The sequence below is a fragment of the Streptomyces sp. NPDC046379 genome (genome assembly GCF_055587785.1).
This window is the reverse complement of the sequence record NZ_JBVJFP010000008.1, coordinates 209,689-235,601: the sequence shown is the minus strand read 5'-3', so window position 1 is coordinate 235,601 and position 25,913 is coordinate 209,689. Positions and strand designations below refer to the sequence as shown.

General features: G+C 72.6%; 20 protein-coding genes. 6 read left to right on the top strand and 14 right to left on the bottom strand.

Features of this window, described 5'->3' with window-relative positions; genetic code table 11:
* Positions 1-41 precede the first annotated feature (41 nt).
* Positions 42-1,091, top strand: coding sequence for an LLM class flavin-dependent oxidoreductase (locus tag ACZ6KF_RS16755; protein WP_356628716.1), 1,050 nt, complete (start codon positions 42-44; stop codon positions 1,089-1,091).
* A 153-nt stretch (positions 1,092-1,244) separates the two neighbouring features.
* Here ACZ6KF_RS16755 and ACZ6KF_RS16750 read toward each other — a convergent pair whose 3' ends face one another.
* The 3 genes from ACZ6KF_RS16750 to ACZ6KF_RS16740 form a co-directional block, all read right to left on the bottom strand.
* Entirely contained in the window at positions 1,245-1,613 is a 369-nt protein-coding gene (locus ACZ6KF_RS16750; RefSeq protein ID WP_356628714.1) for a VOC family protein, read from the bottom strand.
* A gap of 184 nt (positions 1,614-1,797) precedes the next feature.
* Positions 1,798-2,943 carry a hypothetical protein gene (locus ACZ6KF_RS16745; RefSeq protein WP_469239022.1) on the bottom strand — a complete coding sequence of 382 codons (1,146 nt, stop codon included), beginning with the start codon at positions 2,941-2,943 and terminating at the stop codon, positions 1,798-1,800.
* A gap of 248 nt (positions 2,944-3,191) precedes the next feature.
* A complete protein-coding gene (locus ACZ6KF_RS16740) occupies positions 3,192-4,103 on the bottom strand; it encodes a LysR family transcriptional regulator (protein WP_469239020.1) in 912 nt (303 codons plus the stop codon).
* A 147-nt stretch (positions 4,104-4,250) separates the two neighbouring features.
* Here ACZ6KF_RS16740 and ACZ6KF_RS16735 point away from each other — a divergent pair, with 147 nt between their 5' ends.
* Complete coding sequence (locus ACZ6KF_RS16735; RefSeq protein WP_356628708.1) at positions 4,251-4,601, top strand: DoxX family protein; 351 nt, start codon at positions 4,251-4,253, stop codon at positions 4,599-4,601.
* 43 nt (positions 4,602-4,644) lie between these two features.
* On the opposite strand, the gene ACZ6KF_RS16730 is transcribed toward ACZ6KF_RS16735, so the two are convergent.
* From ACZ6KF_RS16730 to asnB, 8 genes are all read right to left on the bottom strand, one after another.
* Positions 4,645-6,072, bottom strand: a complete 1,428-nt coding sequence (locus ACZ6KF_RS16730) for a glycosyltransferase family 4 protein (protein ID WP_469239018.1) — start codon at positions 6,070-6,072, stop codon at positions 4,645-4,647.
* A gap of 81 nt (positions 6,073-6,153) precedes the next feature.
* Entirely contained in the window at positions 6,154-7,353 is a 1,200-nt protein-coding gene (locus tag ACZ6KF_RS16725) for an MFS transporter (protein WP_469239016.1), read from the bottom strand.
* A gap of 238 nt (positions 7,354-7,591) precedes the next feature.
* Complete coding sequence (locus tag ACZ6KF_RS16720) at positions 7,592-8,164, bottom strand: NUDIX hydrolase (RefSeq protein WP_356628702.1); 573 nt, start codon at positions 8,162-8,164, stop codon at positions 7,592-7,594.
* Positions 8,161-9,393, bottom strand: coding sequence for an MFS transporter (locus tag ACZ6KF_RS16715; RefSeq protein WP_469159215.1), 1,233 nt, complete (start codon positions 9,391-9,393; stop codon positions 8,161-8,163). The genes ACZ6KF_RS16720 and ACZ6KF_RS16715 overlap by 4 nt, the downstream gene beginning before the upstream one ends.
* Entirely contained in the window at positions 9,390-10,040 is a 651-nt protein-coding gene (locus ACZ6KF_RS16710) for a UDP binding domain-containing protein (RefSeq protein ID WP_469239014.1), read from the bottom strand. The genes ACZ6KF_RS16715 and ACZ6KF_RS16710 overlap by 4 nt, the downstream gene beginning before the upstream one ends.
* Positions 10,037-11,083: a hypothetical protein gene (locus ACZ6KF_RS16705; protein ID WP_469159217.1), complete on the bottom strand. Its 1,047-nt coding sequence runs from the start codon at positions 11,081-11,083 to the stop codon at positions 10,037-10,039. The genes ACZ6KF_RS16710 and ACZ6KF_RS16705 overlap by 4 nt, the downstream gene beginning before the upstream one ends.
* Positions 11,080-12,705, bottom strand: coding sequence for an asparagine synthetase B family protein (locus tag ACZ6KF_RS16700; RefSeq protein ID WP_356628694.1), 1,626 nt, complete (start codon positions 12,703-12,705; stop codon positions 11,080-11,082). Before ACZ6KF_RS16700 ends, ACZ6KF_RS16705 begins: the two co-directional genes overlap by 4 nt.
* Position 12,706: 1 nt before the next feature.
* The gene (gene asnB / locus ACZ6KF_RS16695) at positions 12,707-14,608 is read right to left on the bottom strand and encodes an asparagine synthase (glutamine-hydrolyzing) (RefSeq protein WP_469239011.1); all 1,902 of its coding nucleotides are present in this window, start codon (positions 14,606-14,608) and stop codon (positions 12,707-12,709) included.
* Positions 14,609-15,125: 517 nt separating this feature from the next.
* Here asnB and ACZ6KF_RS16690 point away from each other — a divergent pair.
* Both ACZ6KF_RS16690 and ACZ6KF_RS16685 read left to right on the top strand, forming a co-directional pair.
* Positions 15,126-16,865 (top strand): VanW family protein, encoded by a 1,740-nt coding sequence (locus ACZ6KF_RS16690; protein WP_469239009.1) that lies wholly within the window; start codon positions 15,126-15,128, stop codon positions 16,863-16,865.
* Positions 16,866-16,950: 85 nt separating this feature from the next.
* Entirely contained in the window at positions 16,951-17,721 is a 771-nt protein-coding gene (locus tag ACZ6KF_RS16685; RefSeq protein ID WP_356628688.1) for a sulfite exporter TauE/SafE family protein, read from the top strand.
* 84 nt (positions 17,722-17,805) lie between these two features.
* On the opposite strand, the gene ACZ6KF_RS16680 is transcribed toward ACZ6KF_RS16685, so the two are convergent.
* The 3 genes from ACZ6KF_RS16680 to ACZ6KF_RS16670 form a co-directional block, all read right to left on the bottom strand.
* Positions 17,806-18,972 (bottom strand): NAD(P)/FAD-dependent oxidoreductase, encoded by a 1,167-nt coding sequence (locus ACZ6KF_RS16680; protein ID WP_469239007.1) that lies wholly within the window; start codon positions 18,970-18,972, stop codon positions 17,806-17,808.
* Between the two features lie 36 nt (positions 18,973-19,008).
* Positions 19,009-19,722, bottom strand: coding sequence for a GntR family transcriptional regulator (locus tag ACZ6KF_RS16675; RefSeq protein WP_356628684.1), 714 nt, complete (start codon positions 19,720-19,722; stop codon positions 19,009-19,011).
* A 149-nt stretch (positions 19,723-19,871) separates the two neighbouring features.
* Complete coding sequence (locus ACZ6KF_RS16670) at positions 19,872-20,411, bottom strand: GNAT family N-acetyltransferase (RefSeq protein WP_469239005.1); 540 nt, start codon at positions 20,409-20,411, stop codon at positions 19,872-19,874.
* Positions 20,412-20,719: 308 nt separating this feature from the next.
* On the opposite strand from ACZ6KF_RS16670, the gene ACZ6KF_RS16665 reads away from it, so the two are divergent.
* Both ACZ6KF_RS16665 and ACZ6KF_RS16660 read left to right on the top strand, forming a co-directional pair.
* The gene (locus tag ACZ6KF_RS16665) at positions 20,720-22,282 is read left to right on the top strand and encodes a hypothetical protein (RefSeq protein WP_469239002.1); all 1,563 of its coding nucleotides are present in this window, start codon (positions 20,720-20,722) and stop codon (positions 22,280-22,282) included.
* Positions 22,283-22,796: 514 nt separating this feature from the next.
* The gene (locus ACZ6KF_RS16660; RefSeq protein WP_469239000.1) at positions 22,797-25,832 is read left to right on the top strand and encodes a 3-keto-alpha-glucoside-1,2-lyase-like domain-containing protein; all 3,036 of its coding nucleotides are present in this window, start codon (positions 22,797-22,799) and stop codon (positions 25,830-25,832) included.
* The last annotated feature ends 81 nt before the right edge of the window (positions 25,833-25,913 follow it).

Genomic DNA, 25,913 nt, shown 5'->3' with positions numbered 1-25,913 from the left:
ACGGCGCTCGACATCCTGTTCCTCCACAGAAGGCGGTGCCCGTGAAGTTCAGTTATGCCATGCTCCCCGACTACCCGCTCGCCGAGTCCCTGGAGTCCATCCGGCTCGCCGACGAACTCGGCTTCCACGCCTGCTACGCCGCGGACGAGACCTGGCACAAGGACCTGTGGCTGCTGTTCGCCGCGGCGGCCGGACAGACCAGCCGGATCCGGCTCGGTCCGAGCGTCTCCCCCGTGACGCTGCGCGAACCGACGCTGATCGCGCAGGCCCTCGCCACGCTGGACGAGCTGACCGGCGGACGCGCGGAAGGCGTCCTGTCCAGCGGCAACTTCGGTCTGCTCGCCCAGTACCGCATCGACTGGGCTCGTACCAAGCCCTTGTCCCGCGTCAAGGAGGCGCTGCACGTGATGCGCACCTTCCTCGACGAGGGGGCCATCACGCACGACGGTGAGTTCTTCTCCTACGACGGCCTGTTCACGTTCGCCCGCCCGGTGCAGGAGCGTCTGCCGCTCAAGCTGGGCGCGATGCGCGGCCCCAAGTCCTTCGAGGCGGCGGGTGAGTTGTCGGACGGCTGCCACCATGCCCTGAGCTACACCCGTGAGGCTTACGACTACGCCGTACGGCACATCCGGGTGGGCGCGGAACGCGCGGGCAAGGACTGGCGGACGCTGGACATCGGCGCGTGGGTGGTCTTCGCGACCGGCCCGGACTCCGCGGTGGCCAAGGAGGCGGCGCGCAGCATGGTCGGCATCTACGCGTCGTCCATGCCGGAGGAGCAGCTGCGCCGCAACGGCGTGGACCCGGCCGAGCTGAAGCCGGTCATCGACGCGATCGGCGCGGGAGATCTGGCCCGGGGCATCGAACTGACCTCCCCGGAGGTCGCCGAGCGGCTGTCGGTCTCGGGCACGCCCGAGGAGTGCCTGGAGAAGATCCAGCAGGACATCGCGCCCAGCGGCGTGAACCACATGATCTGCGCGGTCACCGATCGCGCCCTGGTCAAGGCGTTCACCGGCCGCGACCTCGCGGAAGCCGCCGACGTCGACACCCAGTTGCGGCTGATCAGCGAGCGGATCATGCCGGCGTTCGCCTGATCCGGGTGTTCGACGGGCAGGAAGCCACTCCGTCCGGTCGGGCCGACGTCCCGGCACGCCTCTTCCTCGCGTGGCGGGGACGCCGTCCCGCTCGACGGCATCCCCTTCCCTACCGCAGGCAGCCCGCGATCGGCACACGCCCCCGCAGCAGCCTCACCGGGCCGGAATGGGCTGGGTGAGGTTGACCGGGTTGCCGTCGGGGTCCTTGATGTGGGCGACTCGCTGTCCCCACGGCATGTCGTTGGGGCCGCCGCTGACCGAGCCGCCCAGGGCCTCCACCCGGCCGAGCGTCGCGTCGACGTCGTCGACGCCGATGCTGAGCAGGATCCGCGGCGCCGCCCCGGCCGCCGCGTCCTCCTTGGCCACCAGCCCGAGGTCGGTGTCGCCGATGCGCAGGCCGAGGTAGAAGGCCGGGCCCTGCGCCGGTACCCGGAAGATCTCCTCGGCGCCGAACAGTTCCGTGTAGAAGCCGACCAGGACGTCCTGGTCGGCGGTCAGGATCACGGGCTGGATGGTGGACATGGCACTCCTGTCGAGAACGGTCGTGTCAGCGGGTAGACCGTTCGAGGACGGTGAACTCATCGTGGCTGACCCGATCCGTGGAGTTCGGCACATCGATCGCCACGGGCGGTCCCACCGAGGAGGGCGGTTCGACGAGTCACATGACCGTTGCCGACTCCTGACCTCGACGCCCCCGGCCCTGGCGTCAGCAGACGGGAACGCCGGGGAGCTCGTTGTCCGGTGAGCTCATGTAGATGTTGGTGACGTAGCCGCCGTACAGGGGCACATAGGCCCACCAGTCGTTGGAGTAGGGCGGCACCTCGACCCGCTGGCCCTGCTTCTGGCAGCCGACCAGCACCTCCACCCCCGCGGGGAGCCGGGTGAGCGTGGTGGAGCCGGTCGTCGCGTCGGCGCGGACACGGACCTCCGAACCCCAGGTGCCGAACCAGGTCCCCGTCCGCTCGACGCCTGCGGTGACATCGAGGGAACGCACCAGCCGGTTCACGTTCGTGTACGCGGCGCCGAACGTCGTGGTCTGCGGTTGCAGGGTGTAGACGGCGACGATCGAGCGGTCGTCGGCGCCGACGGTGCCGGTGGTGTGCAGCGCCCTCTGCGTGAGGTCCACGTCGGCCGACCGGGCCGCGTTCTTCGTCGTCCCCGCCACGGTCGCGGACGTGTCGGTGCAGTCTCCGGCGGTCCCGAAACCGGCCCAGCCCTGCTTCACGGCCCACGGCGCCTCGAACGTCGCCGGAATCCCGAAACGTTGGTCGAAGCCGTCCGTGCCGCACCGTGTGGACCGCCGCAGGTTCCCCATGACGAGGTCACGGACGGGGGCCGGAGCGCTGTCGAGGATCCAGCGGTAGATCCGCACGGTGTCGGCCGCCGACAGCGCGGTGTAGCCCCAGACGTCGGGGTAACCGGCGGGCGGTCCCGCGGTGTCCACGAGTCCCAGACGCGCGATCATCCGGTGGACGATCGCCGAGCCGCCGTTCGCCGACCAGTAGTGGCCGGCCGCGGCGTCGTCACTGCTGCGCAGCATCGCGTCGAACCGTGCCCGGTCGGTTGCCGTGAGGGTGTACTGCGGGCCCCTGTTCCACAGGTGGTCGAGCGCGATGAGCAGTTTGACCACGGAGGCGGACCTGAACTGCAGGTGCGTGTCGTGCTGTTCGGTGAAGGTGTTCGTCCGGCGGTCGTAGACGGCGACTCCCGCCGTCACTCCGGGCGGCGCCTGCACGGTCGCGGACCGCGAGTCGTCGGCGTGCACGTCGGCCGCGGCTGCGCCGAGGAGGGTGGCCAGCAGGATCAGCCACCCCATGACGTGGGCGAGCCTGCTGCGCACGGGCACGGGCATGGGTCTCTCCCCGGTGTCGGTGTGCTGGATGTGCGCGGCCCGCGGTCCGCGTGGTCTGCGCGGTGTGGTCCGTCCCGGGCCCGCCGTTCACCCCTGATGCTCGCTGTCGTGGTCCCGACCGGACAACCTTTTCGGTCCTGCTCGAAATGGTGTGGGTGCGAGGCCCCGATGTGCGACGCCCGATGTGCGATGCCGTGAAGCTCGACGCAGAGCCACGCACGGAGGGACAGCGGCATCCGCCCGGCGGATCACGTGGCCTCTTGCTCCACCTGCGGTGCGTTGTCCACGCAGCAGCGGACGAAGTCCTGGACCACGGGACTGGCGTCGTCGGAGGGGGCCCATGCGACGCCGGCCCGGCTGGGGCTGACGCCGCTGACGGGGCGGTAGACGATGCCGGGGCGGGCGTAGAAGCGGGCGGCGGACGCGGGGGCCAGGGCCACGCCGTAGCCGTTGGCGACGGCGCTGAGCCAGTCGTCCGGCCGGTCGGCGACGGCGCCGACGCGCACCGGGCGGCCCTCGCGTTCGTCGGCGGCCAGCCAGTGGTCGCGCCACCGGCCCGACTCCGGCGGGGCGGCCACGAACGGCTCGTCCCACAGGTCCCGGAAGGGGATCACCTCTGCCACGGCCAGGCGGTGTCCGGCGGGGAGGGCGACCCAGCGGGGCTCGGTGAACAGCGTCACCGTGCGCAGCGTGTCCTGGCCGGGGAAGGGCAGCCGTAGCAGGGCCACGTCGACGACCCCCTCGGCGAGCCCGGCACTCGGATCCGACCAGGGTCCTTGCCGCATCTCCACCCGCCAGTCGGGCCGGCGCCGGGTGAAGTCCTCGACGATGCGCACCGTCGCCTCGTTGGCGGCGCTGGCCAGGAAGCCGACCCGCAGCACACGGGCCGCGCGCCCGTCCGCGCGCCGGGTCTCGCGCAGTGCCAGGTCCCAGTCGGCCAGCAGGGCGGGGGTCCGCTCCCGCAGGGCCCGGCCCGCCTCGGTGAGCGCCATGCCGGTGCGCGAGCGCGTGAACAGGCGTAGTCCCAACCGGGTTTCCAACTGCTTGATCTGTTTGGTCAGCGCCGGCTGGGACACGTACAGCCGCTCCGCGGCACGGGTGAGGGTTCCTTCCTCGGCCACGGCGACGAAGTAGCGCAGGAGGCGCGTGTCCACGTCCATGCCGTCAGGTTATGGCCGCAGGTATTGGACGCCGCCAGAGGGGCCCGGAAGGCTTGCCACGGTGAGCGGGAGGCGGGCCCCGCCCTCGCTCACCCTCCTCGCCGATCGCCCGGCACCGAGCACTCCACCGAAAGCGAGTCCCCTTCCGTGTACGCCGTCTACGTCGCCGTCACCGCCGTCACGATGCTGGCCAATGCCGGGATCGCCCTCGCGGATCTCGCGCGGGCCGAGTTCGTCCTCGCCAACTCCGCGGAGGTGGGGCTGCCGCAGTCCTGGCTGCCGTGGCTCGCCGCCCTCAAGGCCGCGGGAGCCGTCGGGCTCGCGCTGGGGCTGATGGGCGCCACGGTCGTCGGCGTCGCCGCCGCGGCCGGTCTCGTCCTGTTCTTCGTCGGCGCGGTCGCCGTGCACGCCCGGGCTCGCGTCCACCACAACATCGCGTTCCCCGGCGCCTACCTGGGGCTGGCCGTCGCGTCGCTCGTCCTCGCCGTCGCACGGTAGGTCCGCGAGGCGGCGCAGCCGAGGTCGGCTCGCGGTGACGGGGCTAGACGGTCGTGGACCGCGCCGACAGCCGGGTCCGCGCCCGTGCGGTGAGCCCGTCCACCAGGGTGTCGGCCACCGTCGCGATCCGGGGCACGACCGCTGCCAGCGAGCGAACGATCTGCGCGGGCCACAGGTGGTTCTCCAGCACGCGCTCCGTGCCCCGGCGGCGGATCCCGGCCGCGTCCTTCGCGGGCAGGGCGAGGACCGCCCGCAGAACGTCCGCGAGATGCTCCGCGTCGCCGGAGCGGTGCACGAACGCGTCGACGCCGTCGCAGACCTGTTCGACGAAGCCTCCGGAGTCCGAGACGACGAGCAGTGCTCCGGCGTCCCGGGCCAGCAGCCGGGCCTCCATCGGGATGATGCCGCACGGTTCGTTCTCGGCCGAGAGCACACAGGCCCGCGTGCGCGGCCACTGCAGCAGGGAGGCCATCAGTTCCCGGTCGTGGGAGACGGGGAGGGTGCAGGGCACGCCGGTGCGTTCCGCGAGGGCGGTCAGCGCGGAGTTGTCCGGGTGGCTCATGGCCACCGCGTGCACCCGCCCGTCGAGCAGCGCCGCCGCCCGCAGCAGCAGATCGTGCCGCTTGTACGGAACCGCCCGGCCGAAGGTGACGACGAGATCGCGGTCGAGGGGGACGCCGTGCCGCGCGAGGACCTCGCGCAGCCGACCCTCGGGGCGGCGTCCGTACCAGGGGTCGGCCGGGTCGACGCCGTTGCCGACCGGGGTCAGGGTGTCGTCGCGGGCGCCGTACTCGGCCCTGAGATGGGCGCCCATGTAGTCGCTGATCACCCCGACGCGTGCTCTGCCGCACACCTTCGGCCAGTGGACGGCGAGCGACTCGGCCATCAGGCGCTCCGGGTTGGGCAGCGGCAGTTCGTGCAGCAGCGCGCTGGAATGCGCCACGTACACCGCGGTCAGGTCCACACCGGCGGCCTCGGCCTGCAGGAGGGAGTAGACGGGGGTGAGGACGAAGGGGGTTTCGTGGCAGAAGGCCACGGTGACGTCGTGGCGCGCCGCCAGGTCGAGGAGCACTCCCGCGGCGGCGGCCGAGGACACCTGCCAGTTGTGGTAGTCGCCGAGGGGAGGCACGCCCCAGGAGCCGCGCGCCTCGCGGCCGGTGGTGTAGTTGGGCACGCGGTGGAAGGTTCCGCCGGCCGCCGTGATGCGGCCGGACCACTCGGCCGCCGCCACCGGGTCGAAGCGGGGATGATCGGGCCCGTACGCCAGTTCCACGAAGTGCGGCACGAGGTCGACGCCGTGGTCGGCGAGGGCGGATGCCACGGCCGGGAGGGTGGAGATCTGGCCGCGGATCACCGTGCCGATTCCGCCGTAGAAGACCTGTATTCCCTCGAAGGCGAGGTGCACGACGCCCACCGAGAGGCGGCCGGTGGGGGACGGCTCCCTCCCGGACGGGCGCGGGCTTGTCGACAAGGGGCACATAGGGGTACGTCTCCATGTCTTCGTCGATGGGCGTGCGTGTGCCGCCCGTGATCGGGCCGGAGCCGTGAAGCGTCAGCGGGCGGCGGTGTCGGTCGGCGTTTCGGCGTGGGCGGACCGCTGCCGCGTGAGTCTGTGGAACAGCCGCGCGGTCGGCGCCATCTGCATGACCGCCGCGGCCACCACCGCCAGCGCGACGGCGAGCGAGGTCCGTTCGGCCAGTGCGCCCACGGCCGGCGGTCCCACGACGAAGCCGACGTACGCGATTCCCGAGACGAAGGCGATCTCCCGCTCACCGCCGGAGCCGTGCGCGGCGCGGCCCAGCGCCCCGGCCTGTCCGAGGGCGATCGGGAAGACCAGGGCGAGGCCGAGACCGGCGAGGACGAAGCCCGCGAAACTGAGACCGGCCCGGGGGGCCGCGGCGGCGATCAGGTACCCGGAGCCCGCCAGCAGGCCGCTCGCGGCCAGCAGGGTGTGCGCGCCGGCCCGGCGTTCGATCCGGTCGCCGGCCAGGCGGGCCACCGCCATGGCGATGGAGAACGCGGAGTAGCCGATCGCGGCCGTGGACTCGGCCAGCCGGTGCTCGGTGACCAGGAAGATCGCCGTCCAGTTCGCCGCGGCGCCCTCTCCGACCGCCGAGCAGAAGGCGATCGCCGCCAGCAGCCACAGGGCGCGGTCGCGGGCCGGGGACCGCTTGGGGGCGGGCGCGTCGGGCGCCTGCGGGTCGGCCGCCTTCGGGGAGTCGGGCAGGGGGCGGGCCACCGCGGCGATCGCCCCGAGCCCGAGGAGGGACACCAGGACGAAGTGCGGGCCCGGCCCCCGGTCCAGTCCGGCCGCCACGGCGGCGCTGCCCGAGCCCAGCAGGCCGCCGATGCTGAACGCCGCGTGGAAGGACGGCATGACCGGGCGCCGCAGCATCTCCACGACGTGCACGGCCAGGACGTTCTGGGAGACGTCGAGGTGCCCGACCACGAATCCGATGAGGAACAGGCTCGCCGCCAGTTCGGCCGCGTTTCGTGTCAGGGACAGCAGGGGCAGCAGACAGCAGACCAGCGCGGCGGAGAGCAGCGTGACGCGGCGTGCTCCCCATCGGGCGCAGAAGCGGCCGGAGAGCTGCGCTCCCGTGGTCAGGCCGATCGTGACGCCGACCAGTGCGAGCCCGAGGAGGCCGGTTCCGGCGCCGACCTGGTCCGCGAGGGCGGGCAGGCGGCCCACCCAGGAGCCGTAGACGAATCCGTTGACGATGAAGATCACAGCGACTGCGATCCTCGTCACACGCACAGGGGAACTCCCTCCGGATGCCGGAAGAGGCGCGATGCGTCGCGCGAGCCCGGGGTCGGCACGGTCGGACGGCCTTGGGCTCGCGTCCAGTTGAGCACGGTACGAACGAGGGCCGGAAGCGACTTCGGCACTATGACCGGAATATTGCGGTGGCTCCGGGATGTCCCCCCTGATGAGGACGCGGTCTGCTGCCGACGGAGCGACGACCGGCACGCAGGCGTGGGTGCCCCGGTCACCGGCTCAGATGCGCGCGGAGCAGGGACAGGGACGCGAGCGTGAAGCCGTCGGTGACGGGGAACGGGCCGCGCAGCAGGAGAAGGCGGTCCAGGTCGGCCACGCGGCGGGCGCGGATGTCGTCGGCGGGACGATGGTCCTCGGCCGCCGTGAGCTGTTCGTCGCTCACGTGCGCGAGGAACACGTGCACCCGCTGCGGGCTGAGGCCCGGCACCGCCCGGTACGCGCCGCACGGTTCGAGGCGCGAGGCGGTCATGCCGGTCTCCTCCAGCAGTTCCCGCCCGGCGGCCCGGTCGGGGGTCTCGCCGGCGTCGATGCCGCCCATCGGCAGTTCCCAGGACAGCTCGCGGGTCGGGAACCGGTACTGCTGCAGCAGCAGGGTGCGCCGGGCCGGGGACACCGGGACGATCACCACGCTGTGGTCCCGGTCCACCACGCCGTAGGTCTTCGGCTCGCCGTCGACGGTGTAGTGCTCCTCGCGCACGCGCAGCCATCGGCTCTCGTACACCGTCCGCACCCGGTGGGGTTCGGGCCGCTGCGTCTCCTGCGCCGTCCCGCGGTTCTCCGTCATGCGCGGTCCTCCTTCGCGCCCCGGGCGGCGGGCGCCGCCGCGCGGGCCGCGAGCGAGACGGCCGCGATGAGCGCGGCCAGCAGAGCGAAGCCGACGGTGGGGCTGGAGACTTCGGCGATGACGCCCATCAGCGGCGGTCCCGCCAGGAAGCCGAGGAAGCTGAGGGCGACGACCTGGGCGAGCGCCCGGTCGGGGTCGGTGCCCGGCACGTTGGCGGCCGCGCTGAAGAGGATCGGGATCAGGCCGGACAACCCCAGGCCGAGCACGGCGAAGCCCGCGATGCCCGCCGCCGTGGTGCCCGCGAGCAGGGCGAGGGCCATGCCGGCCGCGCCCAGACCGGCGGAGACCCGCACCACGCGCACGGGCCCGAAGCGGGCCACGAGGCGGTCTCCGGTCAGTCGCCCGGCGGTCATCATGGCCGCGAAGGCCACGTACCCGGCCGCGGCCAGGCCGTCCCCGGCGCCGGTCACGTCCTTGAGGTAGATGGCGCTCCAGTTGGCGGTCTCGCCCTCGGCCATGAGGACGAAGAAGCCGAGCACGCTCAGCAGCAGGACGGGTCCACCGGTCCGGCGGCGGGGCGCCGCCGCGCCGTGCCGCGCGCCGTCGTGGTCGCCGTGGCCGTCGGCCGGCCGGGGCAGCAGGAAGCGGGTGGCGACGAGCGCGCACAGGGTCCCCGCCAGGCTCACGGCCGCGAAGTGCCACCGCGGGTCCACGTCCCGGTGTGCCGCCAGCCCGCCCAGGCCGGCGCCCGCCATGCCGCCCATGCTGTAGAAGGCGTGGAACATGGCCATGATGGGGCGCCCGTAACGGCGTTGCAGCACGGCCCCGTGGGCGTTGGACGCGACGACGAGGCTGCCCTGGGAGAGACCCAGCGGGATCAGCAGCGCGAACAGCGTTCCCGCGCCGGCCGCGAAGGCCGGCGGCAGCAGGCACAGGCAGTACAGCGCAGCCCAGCCTCGGGTGACGGCCGAGCTGCCGAACCGGGAGACGAGGCGGCCGGTGAGATTGGTGCCGGCCAGGAAGCCCACCGGCGGCCCGAGCAGGGCCAGGCCCAGCATCGCGTCGGACAGGCCCAGATCCGCGCGCAGCGTGGGGATCTGCGGCATCCAGCTCGCGTAGACCAGCCCGTTGACGAAGAAGACGGCGATGAGCCCCGCTCGCGCGCGGCGCACGCGTGGCTCGTGCGGGGCCGCGTCGCGGGCCGGCGAGTCGTGGGCGACCGGTTTCATGCCCTCCCCATCGCGTGGAACGTCCAGCCCGCGGACCGCCAGACGGCGGGGTCCAGCGTGTTGCGGGCGTCGATCAGTATGCGCCGGGCCACAAGCCCTTCCAACGACTGCGGCGCCAGGGACCGGAACTGCGGCCACGGCGTGGCGAGGACCACGGCGTCCGCGCCCTTGACCGCCTCGGCGAGGCCGGACGGACGGGTGAGGTCCGGCCGGGCGCGCCGCGCGTTGTCGGCGGCGACGGGGTCGCAGACGACGACGTCGGCGCCGTCGTCGGACAGGCGCTGGGCGATGGCCAGCGACGGCGAGTCGCGCACGTCGTCGGAGCCGGGCTTGAACGCGGCGCCCAGGACGGCCACCCGGATCCCGACCAGCGTGCCGCCGACCGCGCGCTTCACACGGTCGGCGACCCGGGTGCGGCACCGCAGGTTGATGTCGTCGACCTGGCGCAGCAGACCGGCGCAGCCGTGGCCGCCGCTCTCGTCGGCGACGGCGGCCAGCGCCCGCAGGTCCTTGGGCAGACAGCCGCCGCCGAAGCCGGCGCCGGCGTCGAGGAAGGGCCGCCCCAGCTCCGCCATGCAGGCGGCGTGGGTGGCGCCGAGGTAGCCGGTGCCGATGACGGTCAGGCGCATCTCTTCACCGCCGGTCATGACGGGTACGACTCCTTGACTTCGCCGATGGTGGGGTCGATGCCGGGACCGGCGCCGGTGTCGTGGGACAGTGCCTGACGCAGCACGGGTTCGACCTGGGCCCGCAGGGCGGCGTTCGCGTACGCCACCCAGGCCACGTCGGTCACGGTGTCCAGGGGGGCGTCCAGCGGGCCGCCGGCGGCGTCGGTGACGATCACTCCGGCCTCGCGGGCGATCAGCTCGGTGCACAGGTCGTAGGGGCGGGCGCACAGGCCGTGTCCGCCGGGGCCGGCGGAGACCAGCGGCCTGAGATCGGCCACCCAGCGGTCGTGTCCGGCCATCAGCTCGTACAGCTGGCCGCCGCTGGAGATGTACTGGTCCTCGAACGCCTGTGCCTTGCCCGGCCGGGGACGGCCCAGGAGTCGCTCGTACACGAAGTCGTCGATGGCGGCGAGCCGTTGCCGGCCGCCGGGGACGAAGCGGGCCAGGCCGCCGAAGCCCTGGGCGACGGTGGTGGCGCGCGAGGGCCGCAGCCGCAGGGGTGCGCTCCGGCCGGTGAGCCGGTCGAAGCGCTCGGCCCGGCAGCCGTGGCCGCGGCGCGCCCACAGGACGTCGCCGAGGTGCTGCTTGGGCAGGGGGATCTCCGTCTGGACGGCCAGTTCGATGTCGGCGAGGGTGGGCGTCCGGCCCCGGACGGGGGCGACTCCGGTCAGGATCCAGGCGCTGCGCTTGTGGTACATGAGCCCACGGGTGCCGTCGACGGGGTCGACGACGACCACCACCTCGGGCGGCCGTGAGCCGCCCGCGGGGAGTTCGATCCCGGGTTCGGGGACGCCCTCGGCGATCAGGCGCAGCGGCCAGCGTTCGGCGATCGGCGCGAACAGACGGGCCAGTCGTTCCTCGCCGATCCGGTCGAGGGCGAAGACGGTGTCCCCCTCGCCGTCCGCCACGACCGCGCTCAGCTCCTCGACCGGGGCGCTGTCGCTGGCCGCGAGGACGGCGGCGCGCAGCTCGGCGTGGACCGCGCGCAGGGCGTCGAGCAGGGCGTCGCTGTCACGGATCACCGGTGCGCCTCCCGGCCCCACAGGTCTAGGAAGAGCAGCGCCCACAGCAGTCGGCTGTGGTCCACGCCGCGTTCGTGCTCGGCGACGAGCCGGCGCGTCACCTCGCGGTCCAGGGTGCGCCCCGCCCAGCTGTCGCCGCCGAGCAGCGCGTCGTGCAGCAGATCGTGCCAGGGGCCGCGGAACCAGTCGGCGAAGGGCAGCCAGAACTTCTGCTTCTTCTTGACGAGGGTCTCCTGCGGCAGGACTCCCGCGAGCGCCGCCTTGACGAACGCCTTGTCGGCGAGTCCGCCGCGTTTGCGTCCGGCGGGGACGCGCGCCATCTCCCGCATCAGCTCGCCGTCCATGAAGGGCAGCACGACGCGCAGTCCGGCTCCGCGGGCCAGCCGGGTGTCCTTGACGTACACGCCGTGCACCATCCAGGTGCGCCACTGGCCCACGTGCACCCGCTCGAAGGGGTCCCGTGCGGCCTGCGCGCGATAGCACTCCTCCAGCACGCCGTACGGCAGATCCGGGTCGACGCCCAGGCCGCGGAAGAACTCGGCGCGCAGGGGGGCGGGCGCGAGGCAGGTCTTGCCCAGGTACGTCCGGGCCAGCGCGGCGGGTTCGGCGGGCAGGACCAGTTCCTCGTCGCCGTCCCGGGTGCGGGGGAAGCCCATGATCTCGTCCCCGCCCTCGCCGGTGACGAGGACGTCGTGCCCGTCGGCGGCCACCCGGTCGTACAGGAAGTGCTGGGCGAAGATCGCCCGGTCGCCGTGCGGGGACTCGAAGCGGGCGGCGATCCCGGCCACGGTGCCGGCGTCCGCGGGCCGGATCCGCAGGAGGTGGTGATCCAGGCCGAAGTGGCGGGCCACCGTGGCCGCGTAGCGGGACTCGTCGAACTCCGGGTCCTCGAAGGACGCCGTGTACGCGGTCGCCCGGATGCCGAGGCGCCGTGCGAGGACGGCCACGTTGGTGCTGGTGTCCATGCCCCCGCTCAGCAGGCAGGCCACCGAGCCGGCGTCGCGCAGGCCCGTGCGCAGGGCGGCCTCGACGCGGTCGAGGCAGACGGCGCCGATCTCGGCGAGGACCCGGGGGTCGTCGGTGGCGGGCTCGGACGGGCTGCCGTCCGCGGCGGGCAGCGGGGTGCCCGGCACTTCCCCGGGCGGGCCCTGGGGGCCGATCTCCAGGTGTGCCCCGGCGCGCAGTTGGCGGATGCCGCTCCAGATCGTCCAGGGCGCGGGCACGTACTGGAAGGCCAGGTACAGGGCGAGCGCCTCCGGGTCGGGTGACGGCGCGGCCCCGGTGAGCCGGGCGCGGGCCCGGGCGAGCCACGCCAGGTCGGTGCCCACGAGGACGTCCTCGCCGATCCGGCAGTAGTGGACCGCCGGTACTCCGGCGGGATCGGGCCGCACGGTCACCGTGCCGTGCGGCCCGTGCTCCACGTCCACCTCCAGGCGGTGGTTGGCGGAAGTCACCGGCAGGGCGATGCGGGTGCCGTCGGGCGTGGCGGCGTGCTCGGCCGGCCCGGCGCCCGTGTGGAGGAGCAACGCGCCGCGGCCTGGGCCGAGTTCGATGACGTGATGGTCCTTCTCTTGGCTCGCCTCGACGGCGCGGGGGCCGCGGGCGAGCAGGAAATCGGTCATGTCAGCTCCGGATGCCGGACGGAGACGGGAGGTGGGTGGAGCGGGGAGGCGGAGGCGGTTCTCGGACGGCGCTGCGGCCACGTCCGTTTCCCGTCAGTTCGCCGCCGGCCTCGGCCGGGTCGAGCCCGTGCTGGAACAGCAGGCTCCACACGGCCCACTGGACCACTTGCCAGGAGGTGCGCGAGAACTCGTCGTGGGACGACGCCTGCCGGGCCGCCGAGGACCATGGCGCCGGCTGCGGCTGCGGCATGTCCTCGACGATCTCCCGGGCCCGTCGCACCACAGGGCTGAGCGGGCCGGCCAGCCAGACGGCGACCGCGGAGGGGAAGCCGACCTTGTCCGTACGGCGGCCGATCCGCTCGGGCAGCAGGTCGGCGAACGCCCGCCGCATGACGTACTTGGTCAGGACGCGCCCGTCCGGTGTGCGCCGCACCTTCAGCGCGTCGGGCAGGCGGTACGCGAACTCGACCAGCCGGTAGTCCATGAACGGCGCCCTGCTCTCCACGCCGAAGCGCATGTTGAGCCGGTCGTCGGCGCGCAGCAGGGGCGGGAGGCTGATGGCCATGTCGGTGGCGGCGAGGCGGTTCAGCGGGGACCTCTGCGTGGAGAACAGCTTGTCCACCACCGCCAGTCCCTCGGCGCCGGGGCGGGGGGAGCGGTTGATCAACGCGTAGTAGACGGAGCTCTCCGACGGCCCCGCCGTCCCGAGCCGGTCCAGGAGCGGGGCGTACGAGGGGTACTGGGCCCGGAGCAGGGAGGGCCGGTCGCGGGCGAGGAAGGCGGCGTGCCGCGTGTACCCGCCGAGGTACTCGTCGAGTCCCAGGCCGCTCAGCATGATCCGCAGCCCCTGGGCCGACGCCTCCTTGCTGAGCAGGTACTGGGAGAACGCCGCCAGCGTGGTGACCGGGAAGTCAAGGGTGGCGACCAGGTCCACGAGTTGGGTGACGAAGGCCGTCGGGTCCGGGGTGACCGTCTGGCAGGCGATGCCCAAGTGGTCGCACAGGGACCTGAGATAGGGCCGCTCGTCGGTGTAGGTCCGGTCGGTGACGACGGCGGAGAACAGCGCGTCGGGCCGCGCGAGGCAGGCGATCACGGACGAGTCGAGGCCGCCGCTGACGTAGACGCCGTAGCCGAGATCGGTGTGCGTGCGGACGCGTACGGCGTCCTCGGCCAGTTCCCTGAAGGTGTGCACGGCCTCCGCCTCGTCGATCGGTTCGACGGGGAAGTCCTCCAGACAGTAGTAGCGGTGCAGGACGACGGCGCCGGTACGGTGGTCCACCCGCAGATAGTGGCCCGGCGGGACTTCGAGGACGCCCTCGAAGGGCGTCTGGAAACCGACGCCGGTCTCGAAGTCCGGATAGGTGGGTTCGAGGACGAGCCGCGCCGGTACGGAGGCCAGGCAGCGGGCCTCGGAGGAGAAGCGGAGCAGGTCGTCGTCGCGGGTGTAGTACAGGGGCTTCACGCCGAAGCGGTCCCGGATCAGATAGGTCGCCGTGTCGTCCCGGGCGCAGATGGCGAACATGCCGTTGAACCTGCCGAGACAGGTGATGCCCCACTCCTCGAAGGCGTGGGCCAGCACCTCGGAGTCCGAGGAACCGGTGAAGCGGTGGTGGCCGGGCAGGTCTGCGCGGACGTCACGGTAGTTGTAGATCTCGCCGTTGAAGGCGACGATCCGGCGCGGTCCCCGGCAGTCGACGCTCACGGGCTGACTGCCCGACTCTCCGCCCACGATGCTGAGGCGGCAGACGCCCACGCTGATCCCGTCGTACGACCGCAGGCGGGTCTCGTCCGGGCCGCGGTGCTGCTGCCCTCTGAGCAGATCGAGTACATGGCCGCTCAGCGGGCGGCGGGTCCGGCCGGGGAGCCCGGACGGCGCAAACAGTTCGGAGGGTCCGGCCGACACCGCCGAATCAGGTGAGCCGGGTGGTCCAGGTAATCGAGGTAAGAGGGAAAGGGCTCCCGCTATGCCGCACATCCTGAGAACTCTCCTTCGTCTGTCCACAACTGTCACAGCATCAGCGCGTGGAAGTGCTGGGCATCGGAGGGTCTGGAGGGAAGGGTCGGGGAGGTGCCACGCCCGATGGTGTGGTGATCCGGGGGATCGCTCCGTCGGCAGGCTAGGCACCGCGAGATCGGAAGCGCAACGCCAGGTTTGCGCCACTTTGGCGCAGATGCCGTACATATCCCCCGTTCCGTCTTCCCCGGCCGCGCTCCGCAGACCGGTGACCGCGACCCGCACGACGAAACACCGACCGGGCGGTCGCGGACGCCTGTGAGGTTCTCGGATTTCTCTTGATCCCCAGCGCCCGGCGTGACCTGGGACATACCCTTTTGGCACCCGATGTGCCTAGCTTGAGCGACAGCTCTCGCTCACAGCCCGCGGCATCGGTTGCACGTCACCCCGATCGCCCAGGAGATCCATGCGCCCCCGAATTCCCTCCGCCTCCCGGATAGCCTCCCTCCCGCCCGTCGCCCTGGCGGGCGGTGCGCTGACCGTCGGCATCGGCGGGCTCTATCTCGCCGGGCTGCTGGTCACCGGCGGTGAGATCGAGGCGGGGACGACGGTGCGCGGGGTGGACATCGGGGGCCTGAGCCGTGCGGAAGCCGCCAGGAAGCTGGAGGAGCGCCTGGTGGCGGCCGGCCCGCGGCAGCTGCCGGTGCAGGTCGGCGACCGCACGGGCGTGATCGATCCCCGGCAGGCCGGGCTCGGCTTCGACATCCCGGAAACCCTCGACCGGGCGGAGTCCACCGGCGTCGATCCGGTCAGTGTGATCGGCGGGTTGTTCCGTTCGGGCGGCGCCGTCGAACCGGTCGTACGGATGGACGAGGACAGGGCCCGGGCCGCCCTCGGAAAGCTGGCGAGGACGCTCGACCAGAAGGCCCGCGACGGCGCCGTCTCCTTCGACGACGGCCGCATCGTGCAGACCGCCGCGCGCACCGGATACGCGCTGGACGTGGATGCCGCCGCCGACGCCCTGCGCGACCCCTTCCTGCGCGGCGCGACCGGGTCGGTCACGGTGCTGCCGGCCCGCGAGACCGGACCGAAGGTCACGGCGGAGGAGGTGCGGCGGGCGGTGCGCGAGTTCGCGCGGCCCGCGATGTCGGCGCCGGTCACGCTCACCGCGGGCGGCAGACGGTTCACGCTCACCCCGGCCGCGCTCGGCGAGCACCTGACCCTGCGGCCGGACGGCTCCGGCAGGCTCACACCGCGGCTCGACGCCAAGGGCCTGCGCGCCGCCCCCGCGGTGGCGGACGCCCTGAACGACCTCCCCGCCACCCCCCGCGACGCCCGGCTCGGCCTGGAGGGCGACAAGGTCGTCGTGACCGCCGACGAGCAGCCCGGCATCGAGGTCACCGACAAGGCCCTGGGCAAGGCCGTCCTGCCCCTGCTCACCAAGTCGGGGGCCGCCCGCGCCGGCGAGGTGCCCGTACGGCGGATCCAGCCGGAGATCACCCGTGACAACGCGGCCCGGCTGGGGCTGACGGAGAAGATGTCCTCCTTCACCGTCCACTTCGAACCGGCCCCGTACCGCACGACGAACATCGGCCGGGCCGTGGAGCTGATCAACGGCTCCCTCGTGATGCCGGGCGAGACCTGGAGCTTCAACCGGACCGTCGGTGAGCGCACCGAGGCCAACGGCTTCGTCGAGGGCATCATGATCCTCGGCGGCAAGTACACCAAGGCGCCCGGCGGCGGTGTCTCCGCCGTGGCCACGACGGTGTTCAACGCGATGTTCTTCGCCGGGGTGAAACCGGTCGAGTACGGCGCCCACTCCTTCTACATCGAGCGCTATCCCGAGGGCCGCGAGGCCACGGTCGCCTGGGGAAGCCTCGATCTGCGGTTCGCCAACGACTCCGGCAAGGCCCTCTACATCCAGGCGGAGTCCACGGACACCTCGGTGACCGTCACCTTCCTCGGTACGAAGAAGTACGACGAGGTCGCCTCGGTCAAGGGGCCGCGCACCAACGTGCAGGAGCCCGAGACGCGGGTGAGCACCGACGAGAAGTGCGTGCCGCAGACCCCGCTCGAGGGCTTCGACGTCACCGTGGAACGGGTCTTGCGCGACGGTGGCCGGGAAGTGCGGCGCGAACCGTTCCGCACCCGCTACACCCCGCGCGACGAGATCACCTGCGAACAGGCCCCGGCCGACCACCCCTGATCCCGTGGCGCCGGGGCGCCTGGTGCATGATCGGTGAGGCCCCTCGACCTCCAGGGCGGGGAGGCGTCTGCCGAACGCAAAGGAGATGGCCTTGACCATCTGGGAGTCGCTGGCGGTCTTCGTCGCCGGCATGGGGGCCGGCACGATCAACACCATCGTCGGCTCGGGAACGCTGATCACCTTCCCGGTGCTGCTCGCCACGGGACTGCCGCCGGTGACGGCGACCGTGTCCAACGCACTGGGCCTGATTCCCGGATCCGTCAGCGGCGCCATCGGCTACCGGAAGGAACTGAGGGGGCAGCGCGCACTGGTCCTGCGGCTGGGCGTCGCCTCGGCCATCGGCGGGCTGGCGGGAGCGGTGCTGCTGCTCATGCTCCCGGAGACGGCCTTCGAGACGATCGTCCCGGTCCTCGTGGCGCTCGCGCTGGTCCTCGTCGTGCTCCAGCCGCGCATCTCGGCGGCCGTCCAGCGACGCCGCGCCCGCGCCGGAACCGCCGAGCGGGCGCACGGCGGCCCCGTCCTCTTCGGCGGCCTGCTGCTCGCCAGCGTGTACGGCGGCTACTTCACGGCGGCCCAGGGAATCATCTACCTCTCACTGATGGGCATGCTGCTCCAGGACACCCTGCAGCGTCTGAACGCCGTCAAGAACGTCCTCGCGGCGATCGTGAACAGCATCGCGGCGCTCTTCTTCCTCTTCGTCGCCGACTTCGACTGGACGGCCGTGCTCCTCATCGCCGTGGGCTCGGCCATCGGCGGGCAGCTCGGCGCGAAGATCGGGCGCCGGCTGCCGCCCACGGCGCTGCGCGCCTTCATCATCGTCGTCGGGATCTCCGCCATCATCCAGCTCCTGCGCTGAGACGGGAGCGGAGCGCCGGGGCGAGGGGCGGAGCGCCGGGGCGAAGGGCGGCGCCCGCCGCCCTCCCTGTCGACCCCTGCTCACCTACTGCTCACCGAGACGCGCGGCCCGCTGATCCACCTCGACGTCCGAGCGCCGCACGCCGGTGAAGCGGGTCGGCCGGAAGGTCCGCAGGAGGTCCTCTTCCCGGTCGGTCGTGATCTCGGCGGCGACCAGCCGTGCCAGGACGGGCGCGAGGGTGATCCCGCTGTGCGAGACGAGGCAGTAGACGCGGGACCGCGGTGAGGCGTAGCCGGCGACGGTGTGGCCGTCCGCGGGCAGGGACCGCAGGCCGACGCGCAGGTCGATCTCCGGCTCCGGGCCGGGGCGGGTCAGCAGTGCGGAGAACCGCCGGGCGAGGGTGCGCCCGATGTCCCCGTGCGCGGACGGAGGGTCCGCGGGATCGACGTGGGCGTTCAGATCGAGGGCCTGGAGGACGGTCCGTCCGCCGGCGGCGGGGCGGAGGTTCAGACCGGGGCTGTGGACGACGCAGCGCAGGTCGAGTCGCGGTGATCGCGCGTATCCGAGCAGGCCGACGGTCTGCGCTCCGCGGCCGACGTCCGTCACCATGGGAATGTCGATTCCCGCCCGGGCCGCCAGCCGCTGCGTCCACCGGCCCGCCGCCAGGACGACCCGGTCGGCCGTGCGGACCTCCCCTCCGGCGAAGGTCACCGCCACTCCCGCGGGCGTGTCGTCGACGGCCACGGCCTCGCCGGTCGCGCGCTCGGCGCCGTGCCGCTCGGCGTCGGCCAGCAGGGCGGCCACGAAGCGGTCCGGCAGGACGTATCCCTCGCCGGGGAAGTGGGCGACGGACGTGACGGCCGCCGGGACGCGGAGGTCGCCCGCGATCCGCGTCGCCTCCGCGGGCGTGACCCAGTGCGCCGGGTAGCCGAGGGACCGCAGCCGTTCGACGTTGTCCGCGAGCCACTGCCCGTTCGCGGCGTCCGCCCACTGCAGGGCCCCGCTGGGGAAATAGGCGGGGGCGCCGCGCAGCTGCCGGGCGAGCCTGGCGTGCTCCTCCATCCCGGCCAGGTTGAGGCGGTGGTAGTGCGGGTCGGTCTTCCGGCTGGAGTTGATCCAGGCGAACGTGGTCGCGGTCGTACCCGTGCCGGGTTCGCTCCGGTCGAGCAGGAGGACGTCCTGCCCGAGGAGGGCGAGGTGCCGCGCGACGCTCACGCCGAGCGCTCCGGCGCCGATGACGATGACCTTCATGGTGCGCACATCTCCTTTCCGGCAGCGACAGGCTGCTCACACGGGCGGGACGGGCAGTTCCAGGAAGAACTCGGCGGTTCCCGGCCGGACCAGGGTCGTGACCACTTCGACGGTGGTTCCGTCGTCGGCGCGCAGTTCCCTGCGCCTGCTGAGCGCGGGCGTTCCGGCCTCGCTGTTCAGGAGGGCGGCGTCGTGCTCGTCGAGGACCACCGGGTCGAGGTAGACGCGGATCGCGTCGATCGGCACGCCGTTGCGCCGGAGGTACGGGAGGGTGACGAGGTCTTCGAGGTTCTCGTTCAGCAGGTCGGGGGCCACCGCGAAGAGCACGACGTGCCGCTCGACGGACTGCGGCTCCTCGCGCACGTCGAGCTTGCGGCGGACCAGTTCGACGACGGCGGTGTCGGCGGCGGCGCCGGGGAGGGGCAGCACGGCGTCGGCGGCCCTGACGATCCGGGCCGAGACGACGTCGTGCCTGCCCGGTACGCCCTTCGCGGCGGCCGCGGGGGTGACGAAGTTGAGCAGGTTGATCTGCCGTGTCACGTCGGCGACGAACGTTCCGTGGCGTCGCCGGCGGATCGCCAGTCCGGCTTCGGCGAGGTCGTTGAGGACGCGCTGTGCCGTGGCCCGGCTCACGCCGTGCTCGGCGGCCAGATCCTTCTCGGTCGGCAGCCGAGCGCCGGGGAGGAGCTCCCCGGACCGGATCCTGGCTTCGATCCCTCGCCTGATCCGTACGTACAGCGGCACAGTCACATGTGGACCGTACATTCAGGGAATTGACCGGTCAATTGGCGGGGCGGGGTCGGTTCGTCGGTGGCGGAGCAGTGAGTGCCTGCCATTGCCCCGGCGCCCTCCGGGGACTCGTACAGCCCGCCCCGGGCTCCGGGGCTCCCGGCCGCCGGTCAGCGGGACAGACCCCAGGTCTGCAGGGCATAGGGGCGCCCCTTCTCCTCACCCCGGATCAGCGGCACGTCGAGCAGGGTGAAGCCCGCCTTGGTGGCCACGGCGACGCTTGCGGCGTTCTCGGCCTCCAGCTCCAGGATCACCCGGTCCACGCCGAGGTGGTCGAAGGCGTACGCGGCCATCACCCGCACCGCCCGCACCGCCAGCCCCCGGCCGCGGTGGGCCGGGCCGACCGCGTAGCCGAGTTCGGCGCCCTCGGGGGCGCGCCGCAGCATCACCTCGCCGAGCGGTGCGCCGCCGTCGACGGTGATGGCCAGCAGGACGGCCGTACCCGACGCCCGCAACTGCCGGTCCCGGGCCAGCCGGGCGCTGGCGGCCGCCTGGTCGAAGGGCGAGACGATCGGCGTCCAGTACGCGATGTCGGGGTGGTCGAACAGATCCGGCATCGCGGCCAAATCCGCCTCCGTCCAGTCGCGCAGGACGAGCCCCTCCCCCGCCAGCTCGATCCGCTCGGGGAAGGACGACATGGTGCCGCTCATGCGGGGAAACCTCCTGGTCCGGTCCGGACGGGGCAGGATATCCGGGGCCCTGCCCGGGCTCGACCGGCGCCCGCGCCAGTGATGCACAGGTCCATGGCCGCGCGCCGGTCGCCGAACCGGCCGGCGCTCGACGGCCGTCCCGGGACCGGGAGATGGCCGAGGAACTCCCGGACGGGATCACGCGCTCGCCACGTCCGTGGGAGGACCGCCGGACGACGGTGTCCGCGTTGCTCTGTCGACCCCGCGCCGCCGCGCCCTAGACTGTCAACTCACAGATGGGTGGTCGTAGTTGACCAGGGGGGGCCGCCATGTCCGGTAATCCGTACGCTCCGGGACCGGAATTCGCGGCGCCCCCGATGCCACCGGGTCCGCCGCCCGTCGCGCCGGACGGTGCGCGGGCCGTCGCCGTCGCCGTGCTCAACCTCAGCGGCCTCGGGCTCGGCTACGCCTTCCTGCGCCGGTGGCTCGCGACGGCCGTGTGCTGGGCGGTCACCGCGGTGCTGCTCTTCGTGGCGCTGCCGGCCGACGCGGACGGGGTGCCGGCCGTCGCGCTCGTCCTGTACCTCGCCTTCCTCGCGCTCGCGGCCGTACACGGTGCGGCCGGGGGATTGCGCAGGCCGTTGGCGTGGCCGGGGCGGGCCCCCGTCGCGCTGGTGCTGGGCCTGGCGCTGCTGCTCGTTCCGGCGGGTGCCGTCGTGCTGTACGACGACGCCCGGGAGGAGGCCGTCGAGCAGATGCTGCTGGACCGGCTGGAGCGGGCGGACCGCCTGGTGGCGGCGGCCGGGAAGCAGGACTTCGCCGACGCAGAGCCGGACTACCGCAGGGCGCTCGCCGTCTACCGCGGTCTCAGCGACGACCATCCCGGCTCGCGGGCGGCGCAACGCGTCCCCGCGCGGATGAAGACGTACTACACGACGGTCGCGGCGCCCTACGCGGACGACCAGTACTGCGCCGCGGTGGAACCCCTCGAGTTCCTGCGCACCGTTCCGGACCGCATGGCCGACGAGGACCTCGGCGCTCTGCGGACCTGGCCCGACGACCGGCTGGCCACCTCGCTCTACGAGTGCGCCTCGGCCAAGCTGGCGGGCGGCGACGGCGGCTGGGCGGCGGAGTTCGGCAAGCTGCTGAGCGCCTTCCCCGACTCCGAGCAGGCGGGGAAGGTCGATTCCGCCGTCGGCTCCGCGGTGGACGGCGCGGCACGAGGCGTGAAGGGCGACGACCCGTGTGCCGCCGTCGAGGAACTGCGGGCCCTCGGCACGCAGATCTCCGGCCTGGCCGACGGGGACGCCGGCGCGGAGGGCCTGGCGGCGCACGCCGACCGGGCCGAGGCGCGCGCCGGCACGGGCGCGTACGCGTGCGGCGTGGACCAGTACCAGGACGGCGAGTTCACGGCGGCCCAGGAGACGATGAACGCGTTCGTCGCCGACCACGGCGACCACCGCGACAGCGCCCGCGCCCGCAAGATCGCCATCGCCGCGGAGATCGCGCAGACCGTCCCGGAAGCCGGCAAGCGGTTGCCGACGACCGCCTCGGGCGGCAGCATCTCCGTCACCGTCAAGAACGACAGCCCGGACGCCATACGCGTCCTCTACACCGGTCCGGTGACCGGCAGCCTCACCCTCCCTGCGTGCGGGAACTGCAAGAGCTACGACCTGGGGAGCACGCTCGGGCCGGCCTTCGAGCCCTGCAGCGACAGCGGCAAGAGCTACCCGCAGAAGACGATCACCCTGCCGCCGGGAACGACGTACTTCCTGCACAAGCCGCAGAGCGGCGGCGTCTCCACCCCGGCCTCGGACACCGCGAAGCTGGAGCCCGGTTACGTCTACACGGAATGCGCTTACGAAACGAAGGCCCTGGGCAGCGGCATCTGAGCGTCCGGGAGCGGGGACGCGGCGCCGGGGACGCCGTCAGGGGTGAGGAGCCCCGCTCGTGAGGGCGCGCGTGGCCGAGTCGGGCGGCCGTGAGTTCCCACCGGCCGCCCGTCGGCGTTTTCGGGTGCGAGGGCGGGTCCCTCGGCGCCGGTCCGTCGTTGCGGCGAGCGGGTGACCGATCCGCGCCCCGGGACCGACGCCGCCGCCTCAACACCCCTCACCTGCGCCTCTGTTGAGGCCGCGCCTCGTCATCTCCCTGTTGCAGCGCGGTTCGGGCGGCTTGGTTCGACCTCCCCACCTCTTTCAACTTTCTGAGGACAAAGTATGGACGGCGAGAGGGGAAGTCCTTACCGTCTTGGACGCAACCACTCCCCCATGCACAGCGCAACTGCACAGCGCGCCCCGTACTTCGCCGGACCGTGCCCGCCCGCCTTCGCCGTTCGTCCCGGTCCGGAGGCCGGCTCACCCCTGACCCCGTGTCCGCGGTCCACGCCCTCGAGCGCCAGGAGGAAGAGTGAGTCATCGGCCGTACCGCCGGCTTCGCAGACATGCTGTGGGGCTGGCACTCGCCGCAGTCGTCGCCGGAAGCTGGACCCCCGTCGCCGCCCAGCCCGTCCGGGCCTCCGCCGCGGACGTCCCCCCGCAGGAACCCGGAGTGACGCTGCGCGTCTTCGACATGCAGGTGCCCCTCAAGAAGCTCTGCGAGCTGAAGGGCGGTCAGACGCCCAACATCGACAAGCTGATGCCCACCGTCGACTGGACGTCGGACGCCGACTTCGGCATGGCCGCCAACTTCGTCTCCCACGTCGTCGCCAACCTCCGGGTCCCGCAGGACGGTACGTACGCCTTCCGGCTGATCAGCGACGACGGCTCACGCCTGTACGTCGGGGACCGGACGGTCGTCGACCACGACGGTCTGCACGGCGCCGAACCCAAGGACGGCACCGTCGAACTGACGGCGGGTCTGCACCCGTTGCGCATCGAGCACTTCGAGGCGGGCGGCGGCCAGCAGCTCACCCTCCAGTGGAAGCCGCCCGGCGCCGCGGACTTCACCCTCGTGCCCAACTCGGCGCTGAGCACCGACGCCGGCGTCGTGCGCGTCACCGCGCCCGGTCGCAAGGAGTGCATCGGCGGTCAGGACAGCCCGGGCGACGGCCTGCCGCTGGCCGGCGTCCACCCGAACTACACCCTCACCGACCTGCGCCCCGCCGGTTTCGAACCCAAGGTCTCCGCCATGGACTGGCTGCCGGACGGCAGACTGGCCGTGGCCACCTGGGGAGAGAGCGACACCTCCGACGGCGAGGTCTACCTCCTGGACAACGTCACCGGCGACACCGGACCGGAGAAGGTCACGGTCAAGAAGGTCGCCACGGGGCTCAAGGAGCCCATGGGCATCACGTACGTCGACGGCAGGCTGTACGTCTCGGAGAAGCACCAGCTGACCGAGCTGAACGACCACGACGGCGACGACGTCACCGACGAGAAGAAGAAGATCGCCTCCTGGCCCTACGGCGGCAACTTCCACGAGTTCGCCTTCGGCCTGCTCCACGACAAGGGCAGCTTCTACCTGAACCTGTCCGTCTCCATCAACTACGGCGGCGCCACGACCGATCCGCAGCCGGCCGAGGGCGGCCGCGGCACGACCATCAAGGTCGACAGGGCGACCGGCAAGGTCTCCTACGTCGCCGGAGGCCTGCGCACGCCCAACGGCATCGGCTGGGGCCCGGACAAGGGCATCTTCGTCACCGACAACCAGGGCGGCTGGCTGCCGTCGTCGAAGCTGCTGCACATCAAGCAGGACCGATTCTTCAACCACTACACGCGCTACCGGGACGGCACGGGCGAGGACGCCTCCTTCCGCCCCGGCCCGTTCGACGACCGCCCGGTGACCAAGCCGGTCCTGTGGCTGCCGCAGAACGAGATCGCCAACTCGCCCAGCACTCCGCTGCTGTTGAAGAAGGGACCCTTCGCCGGGCAGATGCTCTTCGGCGACGTCACGTACGGCGGGATCCAGCGCGCCAGCCTGGAGAAGGTCGACGGCGAGTACCAGGGAGCCGTCTTCCGGCACACCCAGGGCCTGGAGGCGGGCGTCAACCGCATCAGCGTCGGCCCCGACGGGGCGATCTACGCCGGCGGCCTCGGCGCCGACGGCAACTGGGGCCAGGAGGGCAAGCTCCGCTTCGGCCTGCAGAAACTGACGCCGAACGGCGCCAACGCCTTCGACATCCACTCGATGCGCGCCACGCGCGACGGCTTCGTCCTCACCTACACCCGGCCCCTCTCCCAGGAGACCGTCGACAAGCTCGCCCAGAGCTACCAGGTCCGCCAGTGGCGTTACTCCCCCACGCCCGAGTACGGCGGCCCCAAGATCGACGAGGAGCCGCTGACCGTGTCCCGCGCCGTCGTCTCGGACGACCGCAAGCAGGTCCGGCTGGACATCCCCGGCCTCAGGACCGACCGCGTGGTGCACATCCGCTCCCCGCGCCCCTTCGCCGCGGACAACGGCGAGGCGCTGTGGAGCACCGAGGCCTGGTACACCCTCAACGCGATCCCCGGCAGGAAGACGCCCGTCACCGACTACGAGGCGGAGGAGGCCGGGCTCGGCGGCGGCGCCGGCGTCAACAAGGACCATCCCGGCTTCTCGGGCGGCGGCTTCGTCGACCGCTACGGCACCCCCGGCGCCACCACCACGTTCCGCGTCGACGTCGCCAGGAAGGGCGCGTACGACGTGGGCCTGCGCTACGCCAACGGCCCCCATCCCTTCCACGGCGACAAGAGGATCAGCCTCTACGTCAACGGGGAGAAGGTCCGCCGGACAGTGCTCCCGCCGACCGCCGACTGGGACACCTGGGCCACGCAGAGCGAGAGGCTGACGCTGCGCAAGGGCGTCAACACCATCGCCTACCGGTACGACGACGGGGACGACGGCCATGTCAACCTCGACATGATCCACGTCGACCGTCCCGGAGAGCGCATCAGCCTGTTCGACGGCGGCAGCCTGTCGCAGTGGCAGCACACCGACGGCCGTGCGGTCGAATGGCCCCGCGCCGAGGGCGACTCCGTCGAGGTGTGCTGCGGGGACATCCGCACCAAGCGGAACTTCGGCGACCACCGGCTGCACGTCGAGTTCCGGGTCCCCCAGCTCCCCGACGACGTCACCGGCCAGGACCGCGGCAACAGCGGCGTCTACCTCCAGAACCGCTACGAGATCCAGATCCTCGACTCCTACGGCGTGGCCGCCCTCGCCGACAACGAGGCAGGCGCCATCTACCAGCAGAAGGCCGCCGACACCAACGCCTCGACACCGCCGGGGACCTGGCAGTCGTACGACATCGTCTTCCGGGCCGCGCGCTACGACAGCGCCGGGCAGCTGACCGAGAAGGCGCGGGTCACGGTGGTGTGGAACGGGGAAACCGTCCACGACGACGTGGCCCTCGACGGACCGACCGGCGGCGGCATCGCCGAAGGCCGGGCCACCGGGCCGATCAAGCTCCAGGACCACGGCAACAAGGTCCGCTACCGCAACGTGTGGGTCGAGCCCCTGAGCTGACCGACCGCACGCCGGCTCCGACCGCGCGTGGCACGGCCGCACCCGCCGGCCGTGCCACGCGCGGCGCGCGCACTCCCGGCC

Excerpts from the sequence above, each read along its gene's own strand:
- ACZ6KF_RS16750 (WP_356628714.1), bottom strand. The coding sequence starts at position 1,613 with ATGTCCACCATCCAGCCCGTGATCCTGACCGCCGACCAGGACGTCCTG.
- ACZ6KF_RS16740 (WP_469239020.1), bottom strand. The coding sequence starts at position 4,103 with ATGGACGTGGACACGCGCCTCCTGCGCTACTTCGTCGCCGTGGCCGAG.
- ACZ6KF_RS16700 (WP_356628694.1), bottom strand. The coding sequence starts at position 12,705 with ATGACCGATTTCCTGCTCGCCCGCGGCCCCCGCGCCGTCGAGGCGAGC.
- ACZ6KF_RS16745 (WP_469239022.1), bottom strand. The coding sequence starts at position 2,943 with ATGCCCGTGCCCGTGCGCAGCAGGCTCGCCCACGTCATGGGGTGGCTG.
- ACZ6KF_RS16715 (WP_469159215.1), bottom strand. The coding sequence starts at position 9,393 with ATGAAACCGGTCGCCCACGACTCGCCGGCCCGCGACGCGGCCCCGCAC.
- ACZ6KF_RS16710 (WP_469239014.1), bottom strand. The coding sequence starts at position 10,040 with ATGACCGGCGGTGAAGAGATGCGCCTGACCGTCATCGGCACCGGCTAC.
- ACZ6KF_RS16680 (WP_469239007.1), bottom strand. The coding sequence starts at position 18,972 with ATGAAGGTCATCGTCATCGGCGCCGGAGCGCTCGGCGTGAGCGTCGCG.
- ACZ6KF_RS16720 (WP_356628702.1), bottom strand. The coding sequence starts at position 8,164 with ATGACGGAGAACCGCGGGACGGCGCAGGAGACGCAGCGGCCCGAACCC.
- ACZ6KF_RS16690 (WP_469239009.1), top strand. The coding sequence starts at position 15,126 with ATGCGCCCCCGAATTCCCTCCGCCTCCCGGATAGCCTCCCTCCCGCCC.
- ACZ6KF_RS16685 (WP_356628688.1), top strand. The coding sequence starts at position 16,951 with ATGGCCTTGACCATCTGGGAGTCGCTGGCGGTCTTCGTCGCCGGCATG.
- ACZ6KF_RS16665 (WP_469239002.1), top strand. The coding sequence starts at position 20,720 with ATGTCCGGTAATCCGTACGCTCCGGGACCGGAATTCGCGGCGCCCCCG.
- ACZ6KF_RS16670 (WP_469239005.1), bottom strand. The coding sequence starts at position 20,411 with ATGAGCGGCACCATGTCGTCCTTCCCCGAGCGGATCGAGCTGGCGGGG.